Source organism: Saccharibacillus qingshengii, assembly GCF_013185195.1.
GTDB lineage: Bacteria > Bacillota > Bacilli > Paenibacillales > Paenibacillaceae > Saccharibacillus > Saccharibacillus qingshengii.
In genome coordinates this window covers 125,119-149,387 of record NZ_JAAZWC010000010.1, presented here as the reverse complement: position 1 = coordinate 149,387, position 24,269 = coordinate 125,119, and the positions used below count along the sequence as shown (strand labels likewise).

21 protein-coding genes are annotated in these 24,269 nt (G+C 57.3%); 13 read left to right on the top strand and 8 right to left on the bottom strand.

All coding sequences use genetic code 11. The features are described from left to right. Positions 1 to 38: 38 nt before the first annotated feature. From HRQ60_RS11045 to HRQ60_RS11030, 4 genes are all read right to left on the bottom strand, one after another. On the bottom strand, positions 39 to 791 hold the full coding sequence (locus HRQ60_RS11045) for an iron ABC transporter ATP-binding protein (RefSeq protein WP_172195861.1): 753 nt from the start codon (positions 789 to 791) through the stop codon (positions 39 to 41). Continuing rightward, complete coding sequence (locus HRQ60_RS11040) at positions 788 to 1,852, bottom strand: iron chelate uptake ABC transporter family permease subunit (RefSeq protein ID WP_172195860.1); 1,065 nt, start codon at positions 1,850 to 1,852, stop codon at positions 788 to 790. The genes HRQ60_RS11045 and HRQ60_RS11040 overlap by 4 nt, the downstream gene beginning before the upstream one ends. Then, positions 1,849 to 2,772, bottom strand: a complete 924-nt coding sequence (locus tag HRQ60_RS11035) for an ABC transporter permease (RefSeq protein WP_343044670.1) — start codon at positions 2,770 to 2,772, stop codon at positions 1,849 to 1,851. The genes HRQ60_RS11040 and HRQ60_RS11035 overlap by 4 nt, the downstream gene beginning before the upstream one ends. Positions 2,773 to 2,890: 118 nt before the next feature. Further along, complete coding sequence (locus HRQ60_RS11030) at positions 2,891 to 3,916, bottom strand: siderophore ABC transporter substrate-binding protein (RefSeq protein ID WP_172195917.1); 1,026 nt, start codon at positions 3,914 to 3,916, stop codon at positions 2,891 to 2,893. A 301-nt stretch (positions 3,917 to 4,217) separates the two neighbouring features. Between HRQ60_RS11030 and HRQ60_RS11025 the strand changes: the two genes are divergently transcribed. The 4 genes from HRQ60_RS11025 (at position 4,218) to HRQ60_RS11010 (ending at position 8,465) form a co-directional block, all read left to right on the top strand. Then, positions 4,218 to 5,180, top strand: a complete 963-nt coding sequence (locus HRQ60_RS11025) for a tRNA dihydrouridine synthase (RefSeq protein WP_172195858.1) — start codon at positions 4,218 to 4,220, stop codon at positions 5,178 to 5,180. Between the two features lie 143 nt (positions 5,181 to 5,323). Next, a complete protein-coding gene (locus HRQ60_RS11020) occupies positions 5,324 to 6,739 on the top strand; it encodes an ATP-binding protein (protein ID WP_172195857.1) in 1,416 nt (471 codons plus the stop codon). 420 nt (positions 6,740 to 7,159) lie between these two features. After that, positions 7,160 to 7,717 (top strand): PadR family transcriptional regulator, encoded by a 558-nt coding sequence (locus HRQ60_RS11015; RefSeq protein ID WP_172195856.1) that lies wholly within the window; start codon positions 7,160 to 7,162, stop codon positions 7,715 to 7,717. Beyond that, complete coding sequence (locus HRQ60_RS11010) at positions 7,710 to 8,465, top strand: CPBP family intramembrane glutamic endopeptidase (RefSeq protein ID WP_246281268.1); 756 nt, start codon at positions 7,710 to 7,712, stop codon at positions 8,463 to 8,465. The genes HRQ60_RS11015 and HRQ60_RS11010 overlap by 8 nt, the downstream gene beginning before the upstream one ends. Positions 8,466 to 8,710: 245 nt before the next feature. On the opposite strand, the gene HRQ60_RS24115 is transcribed toward HRQ60_RS11010, so the two are convergent. After that, entirely contained in the window at positions 8,711 to 8,794 is an 84-nt protein-coding gene (locus HRQ60_RS24115) for a putative holin-like toxin (protein WP_425501654.1), read from the bottom strand. Between the two features lie 242 nt (positions 8,795 to 9,036). Between HRQ60_RS24115 and HRQ60_RS11005 the strand changes: the two genes are divergently transcribed. Together HRQ60_RS11005 and HRQ60_RS11000 are read left to right on the top strand one after the other, a co-directional pair. Beyond that, positions 9,037 to 10,560: a DEAD/DEAH box helicase gene (locus tag HRQ60_RS11005; protein WP_216671550.1), complete on the top strand. Its 1,524-nt coding sequence runs from the start codon at positions 9,037 to 9,039 to the stop codon at positions 10,558 to 10,560. Between the two features lie 219 nt (positions 10,561 to 10,779). After that, positions 10,780 to 11,487, top strand: a complete 708-nt coding sequence (locus HRQ60_RS11000) for a DNA alkylation repair protein (protein WP_172195855.1) — start codon at positions 10,780 to 10,782, stop codon at positions 11,485 to 11,487. On the opposite strand, the gene HRQ60_RS10995 is transcribed toward HRQ60_RS11000, so the two are convergent. Beyond that, positions 11,462 to 12,346, bottom strand: a complete 885-nt coding sequence (locus HRQ60_RS10995; RefSeq protein ID WP_172195854.1) for a prenyltransferase/squalene oxidase repeat-containing protein — start codon at positions 12,344 to 12,346, stop codon at positions 11,462 to 11,464. The two genes, HRQ60_RS11000 and HRQ60_RS10995, sit on opposite strands and share 26 nt — an antisense overlap. A gap of 258 nt (positions 12,347 to 12,604) precedes the next feature. Here HRQ60_RS10995 and HRQ60_RS10990 point away from each other — a divergent pair, with 258 nt between their 5' ends. The 7 genes from HRQ60_RS10990 (at position 12,605) to HRQ60_RS10960 (ending at position 20,280) form a co-directional block, all read left to right on the top strand. Continuing rightward, a complete protein-coding gene (locus HRQ60_RS10990; protein ID WP_246281267.1) occupies positions 12,605 to 14,251 on the top strand; it encodes an ABC transporter substrate-binding protein in 1,647 nt (548 codons plus the stop codon). Next, positions 14,248 to 15,237 carry an ABC transporter permease gene (locus tag HRQ60_RS10985; protein WP_246281266.1) on the top strand — a complete coding sequence of 330 codons (990 nt, stop codon included), beginning with the start codon at positions 14,248 to 14,250 and terminating at the stop codon, positions 15,235 to 15,237. Before HRQ60_RS10990 ends, HRQ60_RS10985 begins: the two co-directional genes overlap by 4 nt. 1 nt (position 15,238) lies before the next feature. Then, entirely contained in the window at positions 15,239 to 16,105 is an 867-nt protein-coding gene (locus HRQ60_RS10980) for an ABC transporter permease (protein ID WP_172195853.1), read from the top strand. Continuing rightward, on the top strand, positions 16,102 to 17,082 hold the full coding sequence (locus HRQ60_RS10975) for an ABC transporter ATP-binding protein (protein ID WP_172195852.1): 981 nt from the start codon (positions 16,102 to 16,104) through the stop codon (positions 17,080 to 17,082). Before HRQ60_RS10980 ends, HRQ60_RS10975 begins: the two co-directional genes overlap by 4 nt. Further along, entirely contained in the window at positions 17,079 to 17,852 is a 774-nt protein-coding gene (locus tag HRQ60_RS10970; protein WP_172195851.1) for an ABC transporter ATP-binding protein, read from the top strand. Before HRQ60_RS10975 ends, HRQ60_RS10970 begins: the two co-directional genes overlap by 4 nt. 125 nt (positions 17,853 to 17,977) lie before the next feature. Beyond that, on the top strand, positions 17,978 to 19,057 hold the full coding sequence (locus HRQ60_RS10965; RefSeq protein WP_172195850.1) for an aminotransferase class V-fold PLP-dependent enzyme: 1,080 nt from the start codon (positions 17,978 to 17,980) through the stop codon (positions 19,055 to 19,057). Further along, the gene (locus HRQ60_RS10960; protein ID WP_172195849.1) at positions 19,054 to 20,280 is read left to right on the top strand and encodes an amidohydrolase family protein; all 1,227 of its coding nucleotides are present in this window, start codon (positions 19,054 to 19,056) and stop codon (positions 20,278 to 20,280) included. The genes HRQ60_RS10965 and HRQ60_RS10960 overlap by 4 nt, the downstream gene beginning before the upstream one ends. Positions 20,281 to 21,096: 816 nt before the next feature. Here HRQ60_RS10960 and HRQ60_RS10955 read toward each other — a convergent pair. Then, complete coding sequence (locus tag HRQ60_RS10955) at positions 21,097 to 22,533, bottom strand: sensor histidine kinase (RefSeq protein WP_172195848.1); 1,437 nt, start codon at positions 22,531 to 22,533, stop codon at positions 21,097 to 21,099. Further along, a complete protein-coding gene (locus tag HRQ60_RS10950) occupies positions 22,517 to 24,043 on the bottom strand; it encodes a hypothetical protein (RefSeq protein ID WP_172195847.1) in 1,527 nt (508 codons plus the stop codon). Before HRQ60_RS10950 ends, HRQ60_RS10955 begins: the two co-directional genes overlap by 17 nt. Positions 24,044 to 24,269: the final 226 nt, after the last annotated feature.

Sequence of the window (24,269 nt, the reverse complement as noted above, 5' to 3'; positions counted from 1 at the left end):
TTCGCAGCTTCAACAAATATTCTGTGAACAGGAACTTCTCAATACACCGCAATCGGCCCGTAAGGCCCCTCGATAATCTCGATCTTCGTCTCGAAGATATCCGTCAGAATCTCCGGCTGCATAATCTCCGCCACCGTTCCGTAAGCCGCGATCTGCCCGTTTTTCATCGCACAGATCCGATCCGAATATTTGGCTGCGAAGTTGATATCGTGCAGCACGGTCAGGATCGTTCGCCCGAACTCGGAAGCGGCGTACTTCAGATGCTCCATCATCTGAACCGAACGCGCGACGTCCAGATTGTTGAGCGGTTCGTCGAGCAGCACGTATTCGGTCTCCTGGCAGAGCACCATCGCGACATAGGCCCGCTGGCGCTGGCCGCCGGACAGTTCATCCAGATAGCGGTGTTCCAGCGCCGTCAGATCGAGAAAATCGATGTATTTGGAGATGATCTCTTCGTCCTGCTGCGTCAAGCGGCCTTTGGAATAGGGGAATCTGCCGAATCCGGCCAGCTGCCTCACGGTAAGCCGCGTGACGAAATGGTTCTCCTGCCGCAGAATAGTCAGGATTCTCGCCAGATCCCGTGATTTGGAGGTCGCGATATCCAGGTTGGCCACGCTGATCTGGCCTTCGTCCAAATCGAGCAGTCTGCCGATCATCAGCAGCGTCGTCGATTTGCCCGCGCCGTTCGGCCCGATCAGCGACGTCAGTCCCGCTTTGGGGATTTGGATATTCAGCGGCCCGACCTGGACGTCGGACGCATACGATTTTTTGACATTCTCGATTTGTATCATAGACTGCCCCTTTTTAGAATCACGATTAAAAACAGGATGCCTCCGAACAGCTCGATGATGATAGAGACGACGCCCTGCGCGTGGAATACATGATTCATAATGAAGTACGCGCCCGTAATGATCACAAACGCGATTGCGAACGCCATGGGGAACACATAGCGGTGATCGTAGGTCTGCGCGGCCTGGTAAGTCAGCGTGGCGACCAGGAATCCGTAGAACGTAAGCGGTCCGACCAGCGCCGTCGAGACGGCCATCAGGATCGACACGAGGACAAGCGTATAGATGACGCCGGCTTTGTGCCGGCCGCCGAGGGACGTCGAGACTTCCCTGCCCAGCGACAGCAGATTCAGACGTCTGGCGTGGGTTAGCAGCAGGAAGGCGGCGACCCCGACAATCGGAATCGCAATCGGGAAGTAAGCGGCATCCGCATTATTGACCGAAGCGAATAACCGGGTCTGCAGCAGATCGAATTCGGAGGGGGCCAGCACCCGCCGCATGAATGCGGAGACGGAGCCCAGACCGGTACCGAGAATGATGCCGACCAGCAGCAGAATTTGCAGATTCCCGTATTTTCCCGACAGCAGCCATCCGTACAGGATCAGACACATCACGACCATCGCCGCCACCTGATAGAGAAAAGAATCCACACCGCTGAAATTCACAAAAGCCGCAGCGCCGAAGAAAAAAAGCGTGCCGGTATGGATCGTAGAATACAGGGCTTCGAAACCGAGCAGCGACGGCGTAATGATCCGGTTGTTCGTAATACTTTGAAAAGAAACGGTCGCAAGACTCTGGCAGACGGCCGCGATCAGCATAGCGACGATTGCGACCGTTCTTCTACGCACAACCGGCACAAAAGAAGGGGAGGTCACGGGAACCGGATTGTTATAGACCAACAGTCCGTAAGCGGCAAGAAGGCCCAACAGCAGCAGCGTGACGAGCAGGATCCAATACTGCTTCGCTTCTTTGGGCGTACGAAAAGCTCCGGCCGCTCTTCGCCTGCGGGGCAGGGCGGCATCGGTTCCGACGAGAGGTGGATGGTTGGGTATGAGTTCGCTCATCGCGGGGTTTGTGGGGACCTCCTTTGCTTCAACAAGATCAAGATAAATACGACCGAACCCACCGTTCCGAGAATCAGGGAGACCGGAATTTCAAAAGGCATAATCAGCACCCGCGACAGGATATCGCAGGCCATGATCGTTCCCATCCCCAGCAGACACACCCAGGGCAGGTTGCTCCGCAGGTCGTCGCCTCTGAACATGGATACGATATTGGGCACGATCAATCCCAGAAAAGGCAGATTGCCGATCACCGCCGCAACGATACCGACCGCAAGCGAGATCAGGGCCGTACCGACGAAGATGATGCGGTTATAGTTGACACCCAGACTGGTGGCCACATCCTGGCCCAATCCGGCGAGCGTCAAACGGTCGGCACATACAAAAACCAGCACCGTGACCAGCACGATCAGCCATAGATACTCGTACCGTCCCATTTGAATATTCGAAAAAGAACCGATATACCAGCTCTCGATATTCTGGGTCATCTGGAACAGAAGTCCGATAAACGTAGAGACGGCGGAGATCACCGCTCCGAGCATCATGCCGATAATCGGCACGATCAACGAAGACCGCAGCCGGACTCTTCGCAGCAGCAGGAAGAACAGCATCGTCCCGATAAAAGAGAACAGGATCGCGCCCGTCATCCGCAGCAGCAGGCTTGGAGCCGGGAACAGCAGATATACAAACAAAAGGCCCAGGCCCGACCATTCGATCGTTCCCGTCGTCGTTGGCTCAACCAGTCGGTTCTGCGTGACCAGCTGCATGACGAGTCCGGCCATAGCCATCGCGGCGCCGGTCAGCATCAAGGAGGCCGTTCTCGGAACCCGGGTAGTGAAAAACATCTCCCGGCCGTCGGCTTGTCCCTGTATATCGTAAACGCCGGTGAACAGAGAAATCGCGCCCAACGCGAGTACCGCAATCAGGGCAGCGACAAAAGGCCAAGTCCATAACTTGTTGGAAAGATGCCGGGTTTGAAAAGATTCAAACCCGGCCGTTTGGGGCGCTGCATTTTTTGCCACGAAGCCGTGCTCCTTTTGGTTACTTGGCTAAAGCTGCCGAAAGGTTGTCGAACAGCTCGATATAAGTCTGGATCGACTCGTTGACGTACGTGTCGTTCGGCGCGTATACGATATGTTTTGCCGTAATGGCTTTGGTGTTTTTGAGGGCGGGCGCTTGATCGATAACATCCTGGGCCGGAACGGCATCGGTTTCGCTGGAGATCGCGGCATCGCGGTCCAGTACGAAGATCCAGTCCGGGTTGCTCTGCGCGATCGCTTCGACGGAAATGTCGTCCCCTTCGTGGTCGGAAGACGCGGCATCGACTTCCAACGCCGGAACCCAACCGAACATTTCGTACATCGGTCCCCACACCCGTCCGGAGTGCGGCGCCGAGAATCCGATTTCTCCGGCAGAGACGACAACGCTCATCACCGTGTCTTTTCCGTTGTAAGCCGTTTTGGCTTTTTCGATCGATTCGTCAAACGCGGCATTCAGTTGGTCGGCTTCGGCCGTTTTGTCGAAAATTTTGCCCAGGCTGACCGTCGAATCTTTGAGTCCGTTCACGAGGTTCGTTCCCGGCGTTTCCGAAGCATCGGAGACGTCGAAGCTGAAGTCGACAACGGTCGCATCGGGCACCAGCTTTTTGATGTCTTCGTAGTAGTCGGCGAATCTCTGACCCACAATGACTACATCCGGGTTGAGCGACGCCAGCAGTTCAAGATTGGGTTCCCGGTGATTTCCGATGTTCTGCACGGCTTCGTCTTGGACATAAGACGAATCGGCCGGCATGACGTCTTTGGGCACGGCGGCCAGTTTGACGCCCCAGTCGGACAGCGTCTCGAACGTGCGGTTATCCAGGGCGACGACCGTTTTCGGATTTACCGGAACCTGGACTTTTCCGTGGATATCCGTAATCTCGACAGTAGACGGAGTCTCGGCGGCCGGCGTTTCGGCAGCAGCCTTGGGCTGGGCGGCGGGGGTACTGGAGTTGGAGCAGGCGGTCAGCGTCAGCATAAGGGCAGTGATCAGAATAGACATCGATTTTAATACGGCGGATTTTTTCATCATAAACCTCCAAAGGATAGGGTGTAGGAAAGGCGAATCTCGATCGAATCGGATCGGGATCCTATGTATAGGCACGGATAAGCACAATCAGGACCGAAATGAATAACCCCCCTCTATCATTAACTAAAATGAAATAAATTACATACGATAACGATTATCATTATCATGATAGGGTTTATTATAGCAAAATCTTTCCGCGAATCAACCGATCAGCGCCTATTATTTTTAAAAGGGGTGTATATTTTTTGCGGAATTGATATGATCGTTGAGTCAACGATCATACGATAGAGAGGTTTTTCACATGACATCGAATTTTTGGCAGAACCTGCCTCGTCCCTTTTTTATTCTGGCTCCGATGGAAGATGTTACGGACGTCGTATTCCGCCATGTGGTGAGCGCGGCGGCGAAGCCTGACGTTTTCTTTACGGAGTTTGCCAATACGGAAAGCTATTGCCATCCGGCAGGGCGCCACAGCGTGCGCGGCCGGTTGGCCTTTACGGAAGACGAGCAGCCGATCGTCGCCCATATCTGGGGAGACAAACCCGAATATTTCCGCCAGATGAGTATCGGCATGGCGGAAGACGGCTTCAAAGGCATCGACCTTAACATGGGCTGCCCCGTGCCGAATGTGGCGGAGAACGGCAAAGGCAGCGGCTTGATCTGCCGCCCGGAGCTGGCCGCGGAGATTATTCAGGCTGCCAAAGCCGGCGGCCTGCCGGTCAGCGTCAAGACGCGGCTCGGCTTCAGCTCGCTGGATGAATGGCGGGACTGGCTGACGCATATCCTGAAGCAGGATATTGCCAACTTGTCTATTCATCTGCGGACCCGCGACGAGATGAGCAAAGTCGACGCGCACTGGGAACTGATCCCCGAGATCAAGCAGCTGCGTGACGAGATCGCGCCGCAGACGCTGCTGACGATCAACGGCGATATCCCGGACCGGCAAACCGGACTGGAGCTTGCGGAGAAATACGGGGTCGACGGGATCATGATCGGGCGCGGGATTTTCCATAATCCGTTCGCTTTTGAACCGGTACCGAGGCAGCACGAACCCCATGAACTGCTCGATCTGCTGAGACTGCATCTGGACCTGCATGACCACTATTCCGCAGAGCTGGAACCCCGGCCGTTCAAAGCGCTGCCGCGCTTTTTCAAGATTTATATCAAAGGCTTCCGCGGAGCGAACGAGCTTCGCACGAAGCTGATGGAAGCCAAATCGACAGAGGAAGTACGGGCGGGTTTGGCGGAGTTTGAGAGCCGATAAAGAGATTTTGTTTCTTTTGTCCGAAGATCCATAATTACCAAAAAAATGCTCTATGCGTTTGATACGCCAATTCCGACACTCATTTTCGACTCCGGATCACCAATAAATAGCCTGTTATGCAGCAGAATAGGGGGCGTATTTCAGTGATTGAATTCGATAATCCTTTAGCTTCTCTGACACACTCGATCAGCGGCAGCCATATCCTGTATTTGTATGAAGATGTGCAGCATTATGTGGACAGCGCGGCGGCTTATGCGATGACCTGTCTGAATCAAGGGCATCAAATCCTGATCATCGACAACGACTACTGCATTAAGGCGATCGAACGCAAACTGGCGGAGTCGTGGATCGACGAGAAGCTCGAGTATGTCCATTTTGTCGATAATTTCGATTTCTATCAGCGCCACGGCGAATTTCAGGGTTGTTTGACGCGCCGGCATTTTGAAGCGATCATGCAGCCTTTTCTGAATGACCGGTTGTCGATTCGAACCTGGGCGCATGTTCAATGGAAGCCGCAGCCGCATATTCAGGCCAAGCTGGAAGAGTTTGAAGTCATGGCGGACTGCAGCGTCAAAGAGCAGAACCTGATCTCGGTCTGTGCTTATGATGCCAACGAAATCTCCGCATCGCTGCAGCTTTCTTTGATGCGCTCGCATGAATATGTGATGACGGACCGGGAATTTATCGCTTCGGGTCTGTACCGGAATTCGAATGCCGAACGGAGGATTTCTCCTTCTATGTCCCTTCAGGAGAAGCTGCTGCTCGAGCAAAAACAGCTGCTGATCGACAAGGAAGCGGCCGAACGCGCCAATCAGGCCAAGAACGAGTTTATTGCGACGATGAATCACGAAATACGGACGCCGATGAACGGAGTGCTGGGCATGGCCGATCTGCTGGCCGAGACGGAGCTTGATGAAGATCAAGCGATTTACGTCGAAGTGATCCGCCACAGCGGCGCGTCCCTCCTGCAAATCGTGAACGATATTCTGGATTTCTCGAAGATCGAATCGGATCGTCAGGTGATGCTGGAAGAACCTTTGCGAATCCGCGAATGCGTAGCCGAAGTGGTCGATCTGCTTCAGGTGCCGAGGCTCGACAAGAATCTGGAGATCGATGTCACAGTCGACGAAGAGGTGCCCGACATGCTGATGGGCGATGCGAATCTGATCCGGCAGATTCTGCTGAACCTGCTTGGGAACGGGATCAAGTTTACGGAGCGGGGGCGTATCGGGGTGTCCGTCTCTTTGCTTCCGGGCAGCGACGGGAAGAACCGGAAACGGCTTCAATTCCGAATTCAAGATTCGGGTATCGGGATTCCCAGAGCCCACTGGAGAAAAGTGTTTCAACCTTTCTATCAGGTGGACAAAGGGCTCAGCCGTCAGGCGCAGGGCACCGGGATGGGTCTTGCGATCTCGAAGAAACTGGTAGAACGGATGAACGGACAGATCGGGATCGAGTCTTCGGCAGAAGCGGGCACGACGATCGTCTTCACGGTGGAACTGGACGAAACTTTTTCCCGCCTTCCGCATGAAGAACAGCCGGGAGAGGCTTTGTCGTAAAGCATTCCCCTTTTATTAACGAATATCGGGGTCAACGTACTAGGCAGCCTGAGGACCTTTAATCGAAGGTCCTCAACGTGTCGAGAAAGTCTGATTCTGAGAGAAGTGAGGAGGCGGAGGGAGAAATTCAGTGAAGGAACGATAGTGTTCGCCTTTGTGGTGCAAGTTCATCCAAAATCGGGATATGAACTTGCACCGTTAATCGGGAAAATTCCATTAAAATTTGATCGTTTTTCCTGATTTCAACACGCGACCGAAACGAATTTCTCCCGCAGCCGACGAGCTTCTACAACGAATAGGACTTTCTCGACAGCCTGAGGACCTTTAATCGAAGGTCCTTTTTGTGTTGCGATTTTCGATAAGCTGATTTATGATGAACGTATAATATATCTTAAAGATACATTGGATAGGGAGGTCCCTATGAAAAGAAGCTCTACCACCCACTTCGCCATACTCGGCCTGCTTCGGATCAAGCCCATGAGCGCTTACGAACTCGTGAAATTTTCCAAGGAAAGTATCGGTTTGTTCTGGAACGAATCTTACGGCCACCTCCACAAAAGCATCAAGCAGTTGGAGGCGGAAGGTGCCGTGTCGATCGTCGAAGAGTCCGAGACCGGCAGGCGCAGGATCGTGTACGGCGTGACGCCGCAGGGATGCGAGCAGCTCGATGTCTGGTTGACCCAAACTCCGGAAGAGTCCGTGATGCGAAACGAGCTGTTGATGAAGATGTTTGTCTCGCAGGAGCGGCAGATTCCCCAGTTGATCGCTTTTCTCGAGGCGGAGTTGGAAGAAAGCGCGCGGTCCGTTGCGATTCTTGCGGCGATCCGGGCGGGGGTTCCAAGCGGGCAGGGCAAATCATCGCAGCTCTGGCTGCTGACGCTCGATTACGGCGAACGGTATGTGCAGATGACGATGGAATGGTGCCGGCATGCTTTGGAAGTCTTACAGGCTCCAGGCAAGGAGGACGAACATGGATAAGAGGCTGAATTCGGGCGGCGAAAAAAGGTTGAATTCCAAACGGGTAGGCACGATTCCGATTCTGCTGATTACGCTCGTCGTGATTGCGTGTGCGCCGCTGCTGCTGTGGCTCAGAAGCGCTGCGCCGCTTGCCGTGGATCTGTTCCAAAACGAACGGTACAATCTGGAGACCGGTTATCAAATCACGGTGCTGGCGCTGGCTGTGCTTATGATCGGGCTTGTATACGCGCTGACGGGCAGGGAAGGACTTGCCTACTTGAACCTGAACAGGCGGGACGGGGCGATCCGGCCCGAACCGTGGATCGGCATCAAGCCGAAACAGGCGGAGTCGTGGAGACATCTGGGCCTGAACTTCGCGGTCGTGATTACGCTGGTGACGGCGATCGTTATCTACTTCCAGGTCGTCCATGGCAAAATCGTCAGCCTGGAGCTGTTTCCCGGCCTGCTTCTGATTCCCGTGTTTGCGTTGGCCAACGCGTTCTCGGAAGAGATTCTGTTCCGGTTCACGTTCGTCGCCGTTGTGAGCCGGTACGGCTTCTCTTCCTACTTGGCGCAGGGATTGGGAGCCGCCGTCTTCGGTATCGTACATTATTTCGGGAATCCGGGCGGAATCGTAGGCGTGCTGATGGCGGCCTTTATCGGCTGGTTTCTGGTCAAATCGATGTTGGAGACGCGGGGATTTTTCTGGGCGCTGCTGATTCACTTTTTGCAGGATGTCGTGATATTCAGCGCTTTGTTTGTAGGATAGTAGCAATCTGAAGTTCAAGGGGATTTGACGGTCAAAATTGGTGGCGGAAACTTGCTCAAATCGTTGGGCCGTCAGTCTTTTACATTGAATTTTCCGATCTTCACTACTATAATTATCCTACAAACAATTCAATGCAAAAGGAGTCGTGCTTGAACACGACTCCCGATGCAATAGCCGCTTTTAAGGGCGGTTGGCTTCAAGGATGAGATCCACGTTAATAGACCGCTACCTTTGGTGAGGGCGGTCTATTTCTTTTTGTGGAAAGAAAGAATCAGCACGACCAACGTTGCAAATGAGATCATCAACATTAGTGTTTGATAGGTTTCCACGGGCTTCACCTCCCTTCTAGGGAGATTAGCCGGCCGCCCATATAAGCCTTTCTATTGCTTGAACAGTATCACATGCGTCTATGTAAGTTGAATAGGTTAGACAAATAGGAACTCGCTTTCTCCAATTAACTTTGTGAACCTGTCCTCTTCGCAAAACGCCAGTCCTCATTTCTCCCGATCTGTGGTACGCTTATCGGATATCCGCAACAGCACCAGGCGAGACCGAAGGAGTTAAATCAAACATGAACGAGAACCAACCGAACAACGAAACCGTAAACGGAACCCATACAGAAAACGAACCGACGGCCTCGGCCGAAGTTTCCCAGGTCCCTTTTTCCACTTACGGGCTCAGTGAAGAAATTCTCCGCTCGCTCGACACGCTCGGCTACAAATCCGCGACGCCCGTGCAGCAGCAGGTGATCCCGCAGGCGCTGGCCGGCAAAGACGTCACTGTCAAATCCCAGACCGGCAGCGGCAAGACCGCGGCTTACGGGATTCCTTTGTGCGAGCTGCTCGACTGGGAAGAGAGCCGTCCGCAGGCGCTGATCCTGACGCCGACGCGGGAGCTTGCCGACCAGGTCAAGGAAGATATTATGAATATCGGCCGTTTCAAACGGATCAAGGCGGCCGCGATCTACGGCAAGCAGCCGTTCGACCGCCAGAAGCGCGAACTGATGCAGCGCAATCACGTCATCGTTGGCACGCCGGGCCGGGTAATGGACCATACCGAGAAAGACACGATCGATCTGGAACGCATTCAATACCTGGTGATCGACGAAGCCGACGAGATGCTGAGCATGGGCTTTATCGAGCAGCTCGAGAAGATCATCAAGCAGCTCCCGACGGAGCGCGTGACCATGCTGTTCTCCGCCACACTGCCAAAAGACGTCGAGAGTCTGTGCCACCGCTATATGCGCAGTCCGGTCGATATCGAGATCGGTTCGGCCACGGACAAGCGGCAGACGCAGATCCAGCATAAGCTGTACCGGGTCGGCGAGAAATCCAAAGCGGCGCTGCTGCAAAAAGTGACGGTCGTCGAAAATCCGGACAGCTGCATGATCTTCTGCCGGACCAAAGACAATGTGGACGCGGTAGCGATCCAGTTGGAGCGTCTCGGCTATCCGGTCAACAAGATCCACGGCGGCATGGAGCAGGACGACCGCAACCGCGTGATGAACGAGTTCCGCGCCGGGCAGTTCCGCTATCTGGTGGCGACCGACGTCGCGGCGCGCGGCATCGACATCGACCGGATCACGCATGTCATCAACTACGATCTGCCGATGGAAAAAGAAAGCTATGTCCACCGCACCGGCCGTACGGGGCGCGCGGGCCAGAGCGGCACGGCGATCACGTTCGCGACGCCGTTCGAAGACAAATTCCTCGGTTCGATCGAGCGCTATATCGGATTCGAACTGCCTCTCGCCGAAGAGCCTTCCGCTTACGCGGTGTCCGAAGCGCAGGCGGCATTCGATCGCAAACTCCGCGACCGCCCGACAGCCAAGAAAAGCCGGGGCGAAGAACTGAACGCGGACATCATGAAGCTTTATTTCAACGGCGGCAAGAAGAAAAAGCTGCGTCCGGTCGACTTTGTCGGCACCATCGCCCGGATCGAAGGGATCACGACCGAAGATATCGGGATCATCAGTGTCCAGGAGACGGTGACCTACGTGGATATCCTGAACGGCAAAGGCGCGAAAGTGCTCAAAGCGATGCAGGAGACGACGGTCAAAGGGAAGCTGCTGAAAGTGCAGAAGGCGCGGACGTAATACCTGTACCCGGTTTATGGGCAGGCCTTATATCGCTATCGCCGCGGACCAAGCGGCGGAAGCACCCAACCCCGACACAAACAACCTTTCGCCCATGGCGAAAGGTTGTTTTTTGCTGTCTTTGGACGGCGGGGAAGCATGATATAATGAAAGCGAATTCCGGCAGCGCCTTAAGCGCCGAAGACTGTTCAAACCAACTGTAGAGAGGATCGTGGGACGATGAACGTACAGGAAGTTCTGAGTGAACTGGAATCTCTCGGCACGGAACGCACGAAGAAAAGGTATCTGTCCGAAGGCGCGCGGGAGCCGGTGTTTGGCGCGGCGACCGGAGCGATGAAGCCGATGTCGAAAATAATCAAAAAAGATCAGGCGCTGGCCGAAGAATTGTACGCAACGGGCAATTACGACGCGATGTATCTGGCCGGCGTGATCGCCGATCCCGATGCCATGACGGAAGAAGATTTCGAGCGCTGGATCGATGCCGCCTATTTCTACATGATCTCCGATTTCATAGTGGCCGTGACGCTGGCGGAGACGAAGTTCGCGCAGGCGGTAGCGGACAAGTGGATCGACAGCGAAGACGAACTGCGCAGGTCGGCAGGCTGGAGCTGCTACTGTTGGCTGCTCGGCAGCCGCAAAGACGACGAGTTCGACGCGGAGAAGCTGGAGCGTCTGCTGAACCGGGTGGAACGGACCATCCATCAAGCGCCCGAGCGGGCCGTCTATTCGATGGCGAATTTCGTCTATACGACCGCCGTATCCTACACGCCGCTGCACCACCGCGCCCTCGAAACCGCCGACAAGATCGATTCGGTGGAAGTAGGAGGACCGGGAGGCAAACGCAAAGGGATTCAGACCTCGGCAAACATCCGCAAAGCCGCAGAAAAGAACCGGCTGGGATTCAAGCGGAAGTATGTCCGGTGCTGAGAAATTCCGACACTTCGCCAACGCCCGCCAACGCTTCGAGCAGGGCAAACGTCTCGCCGCCCCACTCGCCGTTTGCATCCCAGACCTGCCGTCCGATCCGGATCTGGCCTTCGTCCAGGTAAGGCTTCATGCGTTCCAGCGCCTCTTCCGCGAATCCCGACGGAAGAGGCTTACTGCGCTTCGCGGACCATTCCGTCAGGAAGGCCAGTCCGCGCAGCAGATCGTATTCGAAGAATCGCGGGAAACACGGCTTCAGCCAATCTTCGTGAATGACGTCTCCGCTTGATTTCGAACAGACCAGCCGATGCTCGATCAGGTAGCGCGCGCCTTCATCCAGGAACTCTTTTTCCCGCTCGGTAAACGGACGGTCCGTGTATCGCAGAATCGCTTCGAGCGGAGGAAGGGAGGAGACGATAGAGCTTTTGCGGGAATGCAGATAGGCGTCGGGATCGCAGTTCAAACCGCCGTCCGGCAGCTGATGCTTCAACAGCCATTCGCGAATCCAGGGCATCTCGTCGTCCAGTCTGCACCCGTAAGCCTGCAGGATCTGGTAGAATACGGCCAGCTCGCAGTGGCAGCAGTCCCATTTGCCCAGATCTTGGCCAAGGACCGGTCCGTCGCGGTCTTCGATCACAAATACCGGCCACACGCGGGTACGCAGCAGTGTTTGGGCTTGAACAATGGCGGATTCCGGAATAAGTCGGACTTGGCCTATCTCATAGAGGGCGGCCATATGCCACCAGGCACCGTCCCACTTGTGCCGGCTGCCTTCGTCGTGCGGCGGTTCAAGAGATGAAGTCGTCTTCAGGAAACGGATCGAAGCTTCGATGGCGGCAGAAACGGAGGGTCGTGCGGTCATAGGGATTCTCCTTTGGCGGTTGAAGGTTTTTTTCTCAGTATAAAGGATTTAGACGGAACCGTTTGGGAAGCTTTGTTTTCCAGTCTCTGGATGGGTATGCCAGATGTTGGTTCACTCTTGAAAACATCGTATTCATGAAAAGGTTTTTATTTTTAATAGACGGCTTATTTTGTTTGACAGGGTATGGAGTTTGGCACATAATCAATCCATACTAAATTCGTCAGAATTATGATGGGTACAGAAAAAGGGGGATTCAAGATGTCTCGATTCAATCAAGCGGGAGGAAAAAGATTCGGGTTCGCGCTGCTGTTCATGCTGCTTCTGGCGGTGGTTGCCGGATGCTCGGGAGCGGGCGGGAATTCGACCGCGCAGACCGGCCAGACGGGCGGCGAATCTTCAACCGGAGAACCTGCGGGCAGCGCGGAAACAGGCAAGACCGAGGCCGAACCGGCCCAGGCGGTGGAAGGCGGAACGTTCACTTATGCCCGTCCCGCATCGGTCACCTCGTTCGATCTGCACAACGAGATTACGGCGAACAACGCGTTTGCGATCGACAAAGTGTTCGAGCCGCTTGTCTCATTCGACAGCGAAGGCAAGATCGTCGATTGGCTGGCGGAGTCGCATGAAGTCAGCGCAGACGGCCTCACGTACACTTTTGTATTGAAAAAAGGTCTGAATTTCTCCAATGGCGACGTGGTCACAGCCAAAGACGCCGTGTTCTCGCTCAAACGTCATTTGACGATTGGCGGTCCGCTGGCGATCTCGGCCAAAGTGGACAAGGTCACGGCAAAAGACGACCGGACGCTGGTCGTTACGCTCAAAGAACCCTATACGCCTTTTATTTCGGAGATGTCCAACTTCTCGAACGGCATCCTGCCGGATAACTTCGGCGGCGTGCCGGAAACGGAATTTTTCAAAAAACCGGTCGGAACAGGCCCCTTCGTCGTAGAGAGCTGGGACCCGGCAGGCGACGTCACGTTCGTCAAAAACAAATATTACTGGCAGCAGGGCAAACCGTATCTCGACAAGTTGGTCTACAAGCTGATCCAAGACGACAGCCAGGCGATCAACCAGCTCAAAGCCGGCGAAGTGGACGGCATTGAATCGCTGGCGCTCCAGAATGCGGAAGAGATCAAGAGCGGAGACGGCACCGGCGTGGTAACGAACGGCAGTTGGGTAACGGAGCAGCTGTTCTTCAATACGCTCGATGAACATTTCTCCGATGTCCATGTTCGCCGCGCGATCGCGCTGGCCCTTGATCGCGACGGACTGACGAAGGCGCTGACCTTCGGTTATGCGCAGACGGCGAACTCGCTGCTGCCGACAACGATTCCGTACAACTCGAACGATACGCTCAAGCCTCTGAACTTCAATCTGGACGAAGCCAAGAAAGAGCTGGCCCAGTCCAAATTCCCGAACGGCTTCGAGACGACGCTTCTGGTCGCATCGGGCAACGATACCCGCGCGCAGGAAGCGCAGATCATCCAGGCGGCGGCGCAGTCGATCGGCATCAAAATGAAGATCGAATCGGTCGAACTCGCCGCCTTCCGCGAACGGTTCTTCGCGTACGACTTCTCTGCGATGCTCAACAGCGGACAGGCCGACTCGCCGGAAGCGAACTCGATTCTTGCGTTCCAGACCGATCCGGACGGCTTCAGCAAATCGTACTGGACGCATTACTCGAACAACAAAGTCACCCAACTGCTGCGCGAAGGCCAGAAGACGGCGGACGGAGACGACCGCCAGGCGATCTACGGCGAACTGCTCCAGATTCTCGCCGATGAAGTTCCGTATATTCCGCTGTACTACCCGGATATTCTGAAAGGCGTACGTTCTTCGGTAGAAGGGCTGACCGCTCTGCCGAACGGAAGCCTGCGCTTCGAAGACGTCCATATCGCCCAATGACGAAGACAAGCCCAACAGCCCGCCGAAAGGCGGGCTTTCCGCCTTCTTATCGGTGGCTTGCGATCGCCGCGCTGCGCGCCCTGATCGTCATTGCATGCGTCACGACGGCGGTGTTCTTCCTGATCCGGATCGTACCGGGCGATCCGGCCAAAATGATACTCGGCGAATACGCCACGGCCGAGTCGATCGCCGCGCTGCGCCGTACGCTTGGGCTCGACCTGCCGCTGTGGGAACAGTTCGTCCGTTTTCTGCACACGCTGCTGACCCAGGGCGATACCGGCCTTTCTATCGTATCGGGCGTTCCGGTCCGGCAGCTGATCGCCGAACGGGCACCGGTGACGCTGCTGCTGATCGCCTTGGCCTGTCTGTTGGCTGCAGCCGTATCGCTTGTACTTGCGGTGGTCGCGGCTACGAACAAAGACAAGCTGCTCGATCATCTGATTCGCATTTTCCCCGCGATTACGCTGGGTATGCCGGTATTCTGGGTCGGGCTGCTGCTGATCCTGCTCTTCGGTGTACATCTGCGCTGGTTCCCGGTCGGCGGAATCGGCGAAGGCTGGACCGGGATGCTGTACAGTCTGGCGCTGCCTGCGATTACGGTCGCTTTTTCCCAGATCCCGACGCTGGTTCGTTCGCTGCGCGCCCAGATGCTGGAGGTGCTGGAGTCCGACTTTGTCGTTACGCTGCGCGCCGCCCGGATTCCGCGCCGGGTCATCTTGTTCAAACACGTGCTGCGCAATTCCGCGATGCCGACGCTCATGCTGTTCGGCGTGAACTTGTCTTATCTGATCGGCGGAACCCTGGTGGTCGAGCAGGTATTCGGGATCAAAGGCATCGGGAGTCTGCTGTTCACATCGATTTCAAGCCGGGATTTCCCGGTCATTCAGGGTATTGCGCTGTACTGCGCGTTCGCCGTCGTCGTCATCGGTCTGCTGATCGAGATCGCCGCCTGGCGTCTGGACCCGAGAACGAAGGAGAAGCGATAAGATGAGCCACCGTTCGATATCGCCGGAAGCCGGTCCGCTGCCCGCAGGCCGGGGTTGGAGCCGGGTACGCCGGACTCCGGCGCTGCTTGCGGGCAGCTTCATGATGCTTGTCCTGATTCTGCTGGCCGTCTTCATTCCCTGGATCAGTCCCTACGATCCGATCGCCCAAGACTTAAGTGCTTTTCTCCGTCCGCCGTCCGCCGACCATTGGCTGGGCACGGATCAGCTGGGGCGCGATCTGTTTACCCGTCTGGTCTACGCCGCGCGGACCGATCTCGGAATCATGGTGCTGGCGGAGATTATTCCTTTTTGCCTGGGGATTACGATCGGTATGCTGGCGGGCTATTACGGCGGTTGGGTCGACACGGTCGTCTCGCTGGTCACGGATACTTTTATTGCGTTTCCGTTTTATTTGATTATCATTATTGTCGCTTTTGCCAGCGGGGCGGGCGCGCAGGGGATTTATATCACGTTCATGCTGGTCGGCTGGATCGTGTTCGCCCGCGTATCCCGGGGCCTCGCGGCTTCGCTGAAACGGCAGGAGTGGATCGCGTCGGCGCAGACTCTGGGATTGCCCGGCTGGCGGATTCTGCTGCGCCATCTGCTGCCGAATATTCTGCCGCAGGCCGTCGTGGTGCTGATGACGGACATGGTTGGCATACTGGTCGCGATCGTGACATTGGGTTATCTCGGTATCGGAATCGCGCCGCCCACGCCGGACTGGGGAACGATGATCGCCGACGGCCAATCGTTTATGACGACCGCTTGGTGGTTGTCCGCGATGCCCGGCTTGGCTGTCGTTTATACGGGCCTCGCGCTGTCGCTGATCGGCGACGGCTTGGCGGATCTGTGGAGGAGGAAATCATGAGCGAACGCGAAACAGCCGCTGCGGCGGGCAAAAACGGTGCGAAGATCGGAACAGAGCCGCGCAGGGTAGAGGAAGCGAATGCCGTGCACAACTCGAACTCGGGTACACCGGGAAATGCCGAAGCCCGGCCGGCGGGCCGCCCTGAAATTCCGACTGCGACTGCGGCTGCACAAGTCCGAACCACCGCGGCCGCCGATCCGATTCTTGTGGTTGATCGGTTGACGCTGTCGGTCGCTTCCGGACAGAATCTTGTTCAGGACGTCAGCTTCTCGCTGGGCCGGGGCGACAGTCTGGGCATCGTCGGAGAATCCGGATCGGGCAAGTCGCTGACACTGCGCGCCGTTCTGGGCCTGCTGCCTTCCGGCGTGAAGCGGACAGGCGGCGAAGTGCGGCATACCGTGCGCAGCGCCATGGTATTCCAGGATCCGAGAGGAGCGCTCGATCCGCTGTGCCCCGTCGTCAAGCAGGTGGCGGAAGTGGTCCGCTACCGGCAGGGCAAGAACCGCCGGGAAGCGCGTGCAGAAGCACTCAAGCTGCTGGGCCTGCTCGGACTGCCGGATTCGCTGAAACGGGAAGACCGTTATCCGAATCAGCTGTCGGGAGGGCAGTGCCAGCGGATCGTGATCGCTTTGGCGCTGGCCTGCCGGCCGGATATTCTGCTCTGCGACGAGCCGACGACGGCGCTTGACGTAACGGTGCAGCGGCAGATCATCGATCTGATCGCACGGCTTCAGCGGGAGCTGGGCTTTGCGTTGGTCTTCGTGACGCACAACCTGGCGATCGCGGCGGAAGTATGTACCCGGATTGCCGTGATGCGGCAGGGGCGCCTCGTGGAGGAAGGACCGTCGGTTGACGTTCTGGTCCGGCCGCGCGATCCCTATACGCAGATGCTGGTCGAAGCGGTGCTGCCGCTGCCGGAATTTGTGTCCGAATCCGAAGACCGGACCCGCGATTCCGGAGAAGGAGGCACGCGATGAGCACGGATTTGAAGTTGGAAAAAGTAACCGTTCGCTATGGGGGATTCACCGCACTGGATACGATCGATTTGGATCTGTCCGCGCGTACGACGCTTGGCCTGGTCGGTGAGTCCGGTTCCGGCAAGTCTACGCTTGCCCGTACAGTCGCGGGTCTCCTTGTTCCCGACGAAGGCGTGATGCGGCTCGGCGGCCGGATCCTGGAGAAGCGCAGAAGCCGTGAACAGCGCAAACAGATCCAGATGATCTTCCAGAATCCCGATGCTTCGCTGAATCCCCGGCGTTCCGTCCGGCAGATTCTGTCCGAAGCGCTGACCTTCCACCGGATGACGCGGGGACGGGCCGATACGGAGCGGCGCTGCCGGGAACTGCTCGAGCGGGTGCAGCTGGTACCGGGTTCGCTGGATCGTTATCCGCACGAGTTCTCGGGCGGACAGCGCCAGCGGATCGCGATCGCCCGCGCTTTGAGCGTGGAACCGGAGCTGCTGATCGCGGACGAGCCGACAAGTGCGCTCGATGTTTCGGTGCAGCGCAGCGTGCTCGAATTGTTCCGCGAGATCCAAGCCGAGCTGGATCTGACCCTGCTGTTCATCTCGCACGATCTGGGCGTTATTCACGCGGTCAGCGATAACGTTGCCGTGATGCGGCAGGGTTCGCTGGTCGAGATCGCATCCAGGGAGCGGTTTTTCTCCCGGCCGGAAACGGCTTACAGCCGCGAGCTGCTGGCGGCGGTACCGAAGATGCCTGCGGCCGCTGCGGGAGCGACGAAGTAAGGCGGCAAGGCGAATAGGGCTGTAGAATGATTGGGCCGAAAAAGAACGGAAAAGAAATCGATTCGACCGGGTGCTTGTTGAAAAAGATAGGGTTCAGAGAAGCCAAGACAGAACGGAGGAGAAATATGGATACTTTACAATCTTCAAACGGCGGTTCTTCGGGATTTGTGCCGCTGTCACGCACCGAATACGACACGCTGACGACGCAGCTTGCGAAGCTGCTGCATACCGAATATCCGCCGGTCATTGTGCCGGGCGAAGCGATTCTGGGTATCGAAGCGATTGCGGCAGGCATCGCCGCGCCGGGCAGACGTTTTCTGAATGTGGTCACGGGGCCTTACGGAACGCTGTTCGGCGAGTGGCTGGAGCGCGGCGGAGCCGACGTCGAAGAACTGCGGGTACCGTTCGATGAAGTCGTGACGGTCGAAGCGGTAGAAGAAGCGATCAAGCGGACGTCGCCGGACGCGATTTCATTCGTGCATGCCGAGGTGATCACGGGCGGTTCGAATCCCGCCGGAGAGATTCTGGAACTGGCGCGCCGTCACGATCTGATCACGGTGAGCGATTCCGTGTCTGCGGTCGGCGGCGAAGCGCTGCGCATCGACGAATGGAGCGCGGACCTGGTCGCGATCGGAGCGCAAAAAGCGCTAGGCGGGCCGAACGGCGTCAGTGCCGTCGCGGTCTCGCCGCGCGGATGGGCGTTTATCGAGTCGAATGCCCGTGCGCCGCGCAGCTCGATCCTGTCGCTGCTCGATCTGAAGCCGCCGCGCGCGGGCGAAGCGTTCCGCGTGCCTCCCTATATCCCGACGCTCGAAGCCCGGGCTTTGATCGCGGCGCTGGAAGCGGTCGAAGCGCAAGGGCTGGAACAGGTCATCCGCCGGCATGAGCGGGCCGCGGAATCGGCCGCCGCCGGACTGCGGGTTCTTGGCCTGGAAGGCTGGCAGCGGAATTCCGATCGGCGCTCGACGCTGACGACGACGGTACGTATCGGCGGCGAACCGCGCCTGCTGATTAAGCAGCCGATCGGTATTGTCGCTCCGGGCGACGGCGAATTGAACGGGCAGCTGCTGCGCCTCAATCATTTCGGCGCGAATGCTTCGCAGGCGGCGGTGGAAACGGCTATCTCGACGCTTGCCGGTCTGCTGGAACTTGACGCGGCCCAAGCGCTGGAAGCCGTGCGCAGCGTATGGGAGAAACGGTCATGATTCTCCAGCGGCCAATCCGCAAAAGCTTCCGGAATATCGCGATAGCCGGCATTTCCGGCCGGCGGTTCGATATCAAAATCGAACGCGGCCGATTCGTATCGGTCCGGGACGCCGCCGCGCAGGCTCCGGCTTCGAGCGCCTCCGAACCCGGCACCGCGGCCGTATTCTCGCACGAAGAGCTTCGGCTTCGGACGGCCGCCGAAGAAGTCGACGGTACCGACCTGTGGATCTCGCCGGGGCTGATCGATCTGCACACGCATATGGGCTGGACCGATTTCGATCATGCCGACCAGGCGAAGCGCGACTCCGCCGAAGTCGAAGCCATGCAGGCCGACGCGTTCGAAGCGACGCTTCGCACCGGCGTCACGACGGTGCGGGACGCGGGCGGGCTGCTGCCGGAAGCGGCGAAGCGGCTGATTCGCAAGTATGGGCATCCGCTGCGCGTGCACAACGGCAGCCATATGTTCGGCGCGGCCGATGCGCAGGGCCTTGATTACCTGAAACGGAAGATGGACGAAGTATTGGCTTCCGGTGCGGATTGGATCAAGATTATGGCGACAGGCGGCCTCGGATCGCCGACGGAGCAGGTGAGCGATCCTATTTTGTCGGATAAGGAATTCGCGTTCCTTGTCCGCTATGCCCATGAGCACGGACGCCGAGTCTTCGTGCATACATGGGGAGGGGTTACGGTGGATTGGGCTGCGGAAGCCGGAGTCGAATCGATTGAACACGGCATGTTTGTGACGCGGGAGCAGGCAGAGCGTCTGGCAGAACGCAATGTGGCATGGGTACCGACCGCTTCTATCTACCGAATCGCCGCCGATCCCGACGGAGTGCTTGGACTGCCGCCCGTTATTCAAGAGCGGGCGATGCGCGCAGTCGAAGCGCATGCCCATGCGGTCGGGTATGCCAAGCTTGCGGGTGTACGTCTGGGCTTCGGCACCGATTATGCGACGCCGGCCCTGCATGGGCGCAACCTGCAGGAGATGGACGCGCTGGCTTTGTACGGCCTGTCCCGCGCCGAGATCTGGCATTCGGCGACAACCGGGGCCGCCGAGATTCTCGGCCGCGCCCACGAACTCGGCCGGATCGGCGAAGGCCTGCTCGCCGATGCCGCCTTGTTCGCCGCCGATCCTCTGGCTGCGCGAAGCGAAGAAGAGCTTCGGGGCAGCATCGTATGCGTACTGACCGCTGCAGCCGCGGATGAATGGGCCGGCGGCTGATCGTTCTTCCGGTCCGCTCCGGCGGATAGAGCGGCAGGGTGCAGGGCAAATCGCACAAAACACAAAAAACACAAAAAACGTCTACGGGTTGGCCAAAATAACTGCATGAGAACAGTTATTCCGGCTGAATCCGTTCTTTTTTGCCAAATAGCTGCGCGCGAACACTTAATGGTCGGATAAGAAGCCGATTTTCGCTGAAATTCATCCAATAACGCTCCCTGTGCAGTTATTTGTCAAAGATCGGCGTGTCCGCGAGAATAACGGTTGTCAGGCCGTTATTTGACGGTACGCCTATGCGGGGGACGGCCGGAATCGTTCTCGCTGCTGTACGCGTATACTCGCGAATGCGTATACCGGCTGCCTATGAAGAGACGTTCCGCCGGGCGATCTGTTTTCAGGAAGAGCCTATGCGGGTGACGGGAGCGGAAAAGGGAATACAACTATGGAATACGAAAGAATCGCGCGAGATTCCGGACAGTTTGGATTGAGACCTGCATCATATTGCGCAACAAAAAGAAGCAAACCCGCTGTAGGGTTCGCTTCTCAGGCTGTCGAGAAAGTCCTATTCGTAAGAGAAGCTTGTCAGCTGCGGGAGAAATTCGTTAGCGGATGCTTACGATGTGCCTTTCTTCGAAAGGCTTTAGGTCGCGTGTTGAAATCGGGGAAAGGGATTGGAATTTAGCAGAATTTCCCCGATTTCAAAGGCGAACACTATCGTTCCTACACTGAATTTCTCCCTCCGCCTCCTCGCTTCACTTGGATTCAGACTTTCTCGACACGTTGAGAAGCGAACCCGCCGATGGGGTTCGCTTCTTTTTATAAGATGGACCGATGCTCGGACGAGTCGACCGGATCCAACGGATCGGCGACCGCAAGAGGCAGCGTCACCGTCACGGTCGTGCCGATGCCGTATTCGCTTTCGATCTTGATCCGTCCGCCGTGGAGCCGGACGATTTCTTTGCTGATCGCAAGGCCCAGACCGCTGCCGGACATCTTGGAACTTCCTTTGTAGAAGCGCTGGCCGATGCGTTCGAGATCGGCGGCCGGAATGCCTTCGCCGTCATCCTGCACGCAGACATGGACTTGAAGATCCGAACAAGCCGCGGTCAGCCGGACTTCGCCGTTCAGGTCGGAGAACTTGATGGCGTTGTCCAGCAGGTTGACGAAGACCTGTTTGAGCCGGTTCAGATCGGCATGCATCGGCATAGGTTCTTCCGGCAGCAGGGTATGCAGCTTCACGCCGCGTTTGTTGCCGGAGTGGGTATACTGCAGATCGAGCTGCCGCAGCAGGCTGTTCAGGTCGACGGGAACGGAACGCATCCGGATTTCGCCGGACTGGTATTTGGAAAAGTCGAGCAGGTCTTCGACCAGGCCGATCAGCCGGTCGGTCTCGCTGGTAATGACGCCAAGGCCGAGCATCGTCGTCTCTTCGTCGTCCAAACCGCCGACAAGCGTCTCGCCCCAGCCTTTGATCGAGGTCAAAGGCGTGCGAAGTTCATGGGAGACCGTCGAGATGAAGTCGTTTTTCATCTTTTCGCTTTTGGATAGTTCGTCATTCATATGATTCAGTGAGTCGGCCAGCGTTCCCACTTCGTCGTTATATTTGCGAATGGCTTTTACGGTAAAATCCCCGGTTGCCATCTGCCTGGAGATCACCGTCAATTCCTTGACCGGACCGACGATCCGGCGGGCAATAATCAGACTGAGCGCGACGCCCAGCGCAAGCACGGCCGCTCCGATGGCGATCGACCAGCCGATCAGCTTGACCACTTCCCGGTACAGCGGCTCGGCCGAAACCGAGAAGCGCAGAGTGCCGATCACTTCGCCGTAGCTGACCAGCGGGCTGGAGATCGCCATGATCCGCTGCCGAAAAGCCTGGGAGTAGCCGGAGTAGCTGCCGACGCCGCCCTGCTGGGCGACCCGTACATCCGAGGTGCGAATACGCTGGTTGGAAGAGAACCCGTAGGAGTCGACCACCGTTCGACCTTCGAGATCCAGCACCTCGACCCGGCTGCTCTCGCCCGGCACCAGGTTCTCGAGAATGTAGCGGGCCCGCTCCTGCAGCGTGTAACCTTCCATGAACTGGTTGGACAGCGTAGCCGCCGTAACGGCCCGGGATTGGACGATCTGCCGGGCACTGTCAAAATAGTAGGTCGAAACCGCTGCGGCGAAAATGGCTTCCAGCAGCAGAATAATGGTCAGCAGCAGAAGGCCGATCTGGAGCAGGAGACGCCCTCTAATGCTTTTCAACATGGCTGTACGCCTCCTCTTCCGCTTCGCTGTCGGTATCCAGCCCGGCCAGCGATCCGACTTCGGCTGTACTGAGCCGAAGGCTCCCGTAGATCTCGGCTTGTTCGCCCGTCAGCTGGGGATCGGAGTCCGGGAGCAGGGCGATCGTGATCGGCGACGAGCGGCCCGGGACGACGGAGCCCGTGCCGGCGCCTCCCAATACGACGTAGGGAGTCTGGCGGCTCTCCAGCATAGGCTGCAGGCGGCCCCATTCTTCCGTCGAGAGCTGGCGAAGCGTCAGCAGCACGGCTTCGCCGCCGGTTGCTTCTTCGGCGTTGCCCGAGTCGGATTCGCTCTGCGGCGCATAGACGAATCGCACTTCGTCCGCGGCATCCGGATTGCCCTGAGGCAGTTCGATCCGGTATTTGCCCTGCCAGCGAGCCGGGATACGCAGGTCGTATCCCCACTGCCAGAAACGGTCTTCGACGAAAATCATCCGGCGCTTGCCGTCCCAGCGGTAATACGAATCGCTCCACAGCTGCGGCGTGCCCGCCGCGTCATCGGACACGGGCATCTCGTTCGGCAGAGCGACTTCCAGGATTCCGTCGCTGTCGAGATCCCGATTGGCCGCCGGATAATCGATCCACCATTTTTGCCCGGTGGAAGCGAGGTTGGGAGTGGGGTCGGGCGCTCCAAGCTGCAGATCCTGTCTCGATGTGCGCGTATCGTATGTCTTTTTGGAGATGGAGAGGATATTCGCCAGACGTCCGTCATCCCAGGCCAGCAGCAGCGTATAGCCGGAACGGGTAGTGCCCAGCACCTGGGCGAACAGCCCGGTCCGCGTCTCGGAAGCGAGTTCGATCCGCATATCCAAGATGGCGCCTTCCGTCCGGCGTTCCGCGATTTCGACCAGCTGCCCGTCTTTTTCACCCAGAATTTCAATTCGGGAACGGGCATTTTCGACATTCTCGGCGGGAGGGACGAGGGCAATCTGACTCAAGCCGTTTCCGATCAGATCGCCGGCCGCAATCTGGTCGTAGGATCGGTGCAGAATCGCTTCACTCTTCAGGCCGGAGAACGAATAGACGTACAATTCCTTCGGCAGCCCGGTTCCGCCTCCGTCGTAGCCCAGCAGCAGCTGCGCGGAGGACTCGTTTAGCAGAGGCTTGATCGCCAGGTAATCGAGATTGATGCCGCTTCCGGTAATCAGGTCGGCTTTTTTCCAGGCTCCGTCTTGTTGGCAGAGAATGAGAATATTGACTTCATAGTCGGTATCGGGCTTTTTGTAGGAAACGATCAGTTCCTTGGCTCCGTCGCCGTCCAGATCGGCAAGGCGGATAGCGCTGCCCTGATCGGACTGGCCGGGGGTCGTCAGTTGGTAGCCCGCCGGAAGGAAAGGCTGCACGGCACGATACAGCGACTGCTCTTCTCCCGCGAGGTTGGGCGCATGCAGCAGATCGCCCGGCGAAGCGATCCGGCCGCAGCCGGCAGTCAGCAGAATCAGCAGCAGGCCGGCGATTTTGAGTGCATTCATAGGCGGTTCTCCTTACCATAATGAGGCTATTCTTAGTTATCGGCATATAGGCCGGAAATGCGACAGGTATAAGGGTCGGCGGTTCATTTTCGCAGTTAAAAGGGGTCAGGTCAAGAGGAAGCCGAGAAAAAAACGGAAGCGGAAAAAAAGGAGGAAAATAAAGCCGCCCAGCGCGGAAAAAGGTCTGCGGCATCCCGCGGGATACCTCGGCCGAAAACAGACAAAA